Below are 3,135 nucleotides of genomic sequence, written 5' to 3'. Positions count from 1 at the left end.
GGAAGGAGGGACAAACAAATGTATTATGATAAAGGACATATCATATACATAGGTAATAAAATTTATCTTGCAGAAGAATTCATTATACAAACAGAACGTAAGATGGATATTATAAAAGACTCCATCAATCAGGTTGTAAGAATCATCGAAGCTCGTAAAAGAGACCTTCGTGTAATGGATAGTATGAGCATGGCTGATATTCCTTCAGATTTAAGAGCAGATTTAAGTGCAGATGCATTAATATATTATATTAATAAAATCAAGGAGGAAATAAACGATGATACATGATCTCAAAATAGCACCTGAATGGTTTGAAAGTGTAATTTCCGGTCTTAAGACCTTCGAAGTACGCAAAGAAGATGATAAAGTCTTTCATCCGAATGATATCCTGCAGCTCAGAGAGTTTGACGGTAAGAAATATACAGGCAGACAATGCATTGCAGATGTAAGATTTGTCCTTCGTGGAGAGTATTGCAGGGAAGGTTACTGTATTATGAGTATTGCAGTTCGTGATCGAGCTGCTTATGCTCCTGACATTAAGCCGTGTCCATTCTGTGGCGGCAAAGGAAATCTTGAAAAAACAGGAAATTTGATATATGTAAAATGTGATAGATGCGGATCTAATGGTACTTGTATAGGTATCTCAGAAGATTATTGCGCCAATGATAGAGCTATCGAGTTATGGAACAGAAGAACAGAATAAATTACGAAAGGACGGTGATAGAAATGATATTCGTTATATTATGTGCAGGTTCTGCTCTTTTAGGTTTTATTATGGGATTCCTATTCGCTGATAGGATCGCAGACCAGAAAATTGCAGAAATGCGGCTCGAAGCCGGTTTGGATATAAATACCGGCCAGGTTATAGGAAGTGATGATGATGAGCTATTTAAATGAATTAGCTGAAAAATGGGCCAAAGAGAACGCCATAAATGAAGCAGAAGCGTTCGAATATGCGATAAGATCTACGAATATTAAAGGAAATGACTCTTCACGATTTGAGGCATTTCGTGAAGGCTACCGAAAAGGCGTAGAGACTGCTCAGGAGAATATAGACATGCTCCTTAAAGAAAATAATGATCTTAAACGCCAACTGAAATCAATACAAGAAATACAGGAAATGTACAAAAGACTACGTGAAACAATCAGGAGAGGACAGGAAGATTATTATGAGTAATTTTTTATGTTTTGCAGTAGGCGGAATAATAGGCTTTTTTTGGGGTGCTTTATTTGCCGTTACTAAGGATAATAGATGATCTATAAACGCCATGCATTTTGCGTGGCGTATTTCCTTCCAAACAACGAAATATACACTAAAATATACACTAAGAAATTCCAGAAACATTGGTACTAATACATCTTGTAATAACTATGTATGTAAGCTATAATACACACAACATAAGGGTACAGCCCGGAAGGAGATTTGATTATGAATACTAAGGCAGTTGAGCAGATAGCAAGAATGAAGGAGCAGACAATCGGTGTGGAGGTTGAGATGAACCACATCACAAGAAACACTGCAGCTAAGATCGCAGCTGAGCTTTTCGGCACTGGCCGCTACAGTGATACAGCTGCACGCAACGGTTATTATACATGGAGTGCATGGGATCAGCAGGGCAGAGAGTGGAAGTTCCAGAGAGACAGCTCTATCGCAGGTCCTGACAGCCAGAAGTGTGAGCTCGTAACTCCTATCCTTAAGTATGACGATATCGAGCTTCTCCAGGAGCTCATCCGCAGACTTCGCAAGGCCGGAGCTATAAGCCATGCAGGCGTAGGCGCTGGCGTTCACATCCACATTGGAGCACAAGGCCACACAGCACAAAGTTTAAGAACACTCGCCAACATCATGGCAAGTCACGAGCAACTTATAGCAGAAGCAATCAGAATAGACCGCAGCCGCATGAATAACTACTGCCGTACAGTTAATCCTGAGTTCATCAGACAGCTTAATAGCAAGAAGCCCACAACAATGGCTCAGCTCGCAGACATCTGGTACAGCTCTCAGGGATGCGACAGCGGCAGAGAGTACCACTACAACAGCAGCCGCTACCACATGCTTAACCTGCACGCTACTTTCACAAAGGGTACTGTAGAATTCAGACTGTTCCAGTTCGACAAGCCTGAGAACGGCAAGAGAAATGGCCTGCACGCTGGACAGCTCAAGAGCTACATTCAGCTCTGCCTGGCTCTCAATCAGATGGCTAAGGATCAGAAGACAGCAAGCTCCAAGCCACAGCAGCATGAGAATCCCAGGTTTGCAATGAGAACCTGGCTGAACAGACTCGGCCTTATAGGCGACGAGTTCAAGACCGCACGAGAGTTCCTTACTAAGAATCTTAGCGGTAATGCAGCTTGGAGGTTCGCAGCATAACGGACCGCTTCGGCGGTCCTTCCCTGAAAGGTGGTGAGACTATGAAAGATAATACCGTTGAAATGACCTGCCCTAAATGCGGTCAGATCTTCACAGAACGGCCTGCAGTATCAAGGACGGATAATGTTACTCTTATCTGTCCGGACTGCGGTACACGCGAAGCTCTTGCCTCTCTCGGCGTTGATACGGAGGAGCAGAACGAGATAATTGATATCATTCATGAGAAATCAAGGTAATTATTACAATCTTTCAACAGCATTTTTATTAATACGATATCAAACTAATGAATATCACGTTTATTTTTGTATTATCTACGAATTGTATTTTTCAAAAATATAACGTATAATGGAACCATAAGGATAGTACAAGGCTCTATTGGATCATTTTTTACAACCCTTAAAATGATTCAATTGATAAGGGCTGGGCCTTGTACTTCCGAGGTTCCTTTTTTTGTTCTACAATATATTCAAGCATATCCCCTTATTTTCGAGAAGTATTTCAAGCACACAGTTATACTTCTCACTCCTGTTCGGATGGCGAAATTTTAGACGCAGGCGTTTTTATATGCTGGGTGGTATGTTGCACTACCACCGTGCAGGTGAAACTCCTGCTCCGGACACCAAAGCTGAATATTCTACCTCTTTACGGTGATGCAGTATTCCGTCTCAGTTCTCCTTCTGAGGCGGTTTGCTGTATATGCAGCATTTACTATCAATTTACTACTAATCTTACCAATCAAACTTACCAAGGAATGTACTACTATG

6 protein-coding genes are annotated in these 3,135 nt (G+C 41.5%); all 6 read left to right on the top strand.

Features of this window, described 5'->3' with window-relative positions:
- On the top strand, window positions 1–288 hold a 288-nt coding region (locus J6U00_RS08905; protein ID WP_296581129.1), incomplete at its 5' end, for a DUF3189 family protein.
- Window positions 278–703 carry a DUF3850 domain-containing protein gene (locus tag J6U00_RS08900; RefSeq protein ID WP_296581127.1) on the top strand — a complete coding sequence of 142 codons (426 nt, stop codon included), beginning with the start codon at window positions 278–280 and terminating at the stop codon, window positions 701–703. The genes J6U00_RS08905 and J6U00_RS08900, both read left to right, overlap by 11 nt.
- A complete protein-coding gene (locus tag J6U00_RS08895; protein WP_296581125.1) occupies window positions 682–897 on the top strand; it encodes a hypothetical protein in 216 nt (71 codons plus the stop codon). Before J6U00_RS08900 ends, J6U00_RS08895 begins: the two co-directional genes overlap by 22 nt.
- Complete coding sequence (locus J6U00_RS08890) at window positions 881–1,177, top strand: hypothetical protein (RefSeq protein WP_296581123.1); 297 nt, start codon at window positions 881–883, stop codon at window positions 1,175–1,177. The genes J6U00_RS08895 and J6U00_RS08890 overlap by 17 nt, the downstream gene beginning before the upstream one ends.
- 252 nt (window positions 1,178–1,429) lie before the next feature.
- A complete protein-coding gene (locus J6U00_RS08885) occupies window positions 1,430–2,371 on the top strand; it encodes an amidoligase family protein (protein WP_296581121.1) in 942 nt (313 codons plus the stop codon).
- Window positions 2,372–2,412: 41 nt separating this feature from the next.
- Window positions 2,413–2,607 (top strand): hypothetical protein, encoded by a 195-nt coding sequence (locus J6U00_RS08880; RefSeq protein ID WP_296581119.1) that lies wholly within the window; start codon window positions 2,413–2,415, stop codon window positions 2,605–2,607.
- Window positions 2,608–3,135: the final 528 nt, after the last annotated feature.

The organism is Ruminococcus sp., assembly GCF_017650195.1.
GTDB lineage: Bacteria > Bacillota > Clostridia > Oscillospirales > Ruminococcaceae > Ruminococcus.
Note: the sequence above shows the minus strand (reverse complement) of the source record. Positions and strands in the feature narration are given on the sequence as shown.

Bases quoted from the DNA above. Each gene is read 5' to 3' on its own strand.
- J6U00_RS08890 (WP_296581123.1), top strand. From the start codon at position 881: ATGAGCTATTTAAATGAATTAGCTGAAAAATGGGCCAAAGAGAACGCC.
- J6U00_RS08885 (WP_296581121.1), top strand. From the start codon at position 1,430: ATGAATACTAAGGCAGTTGAGCAGATAGCAAGAATGAAGGAGCAGACA.
- J6U00_RS08900 (WP_296581127.1), top strand. From the start codon at position 278: ATGATACATGATCTCAAAATAGCACCTGAATGGTTTGAAAGTGTAATT.
- J6U00_RS08880 (WP_296581119.1), top strand. From the start codon at position 2,413: ATGAAAGATAATACCGTTGAAATGACCTGCCCTAAATGCGGTCAGATC.
- J6U00_RS08895 (WP_296581125.1), top strand. From the start codon at position 682: ATGGAACAGAAGAACAGAATAAATTACGAAAGGACGGTGATAGAAATG.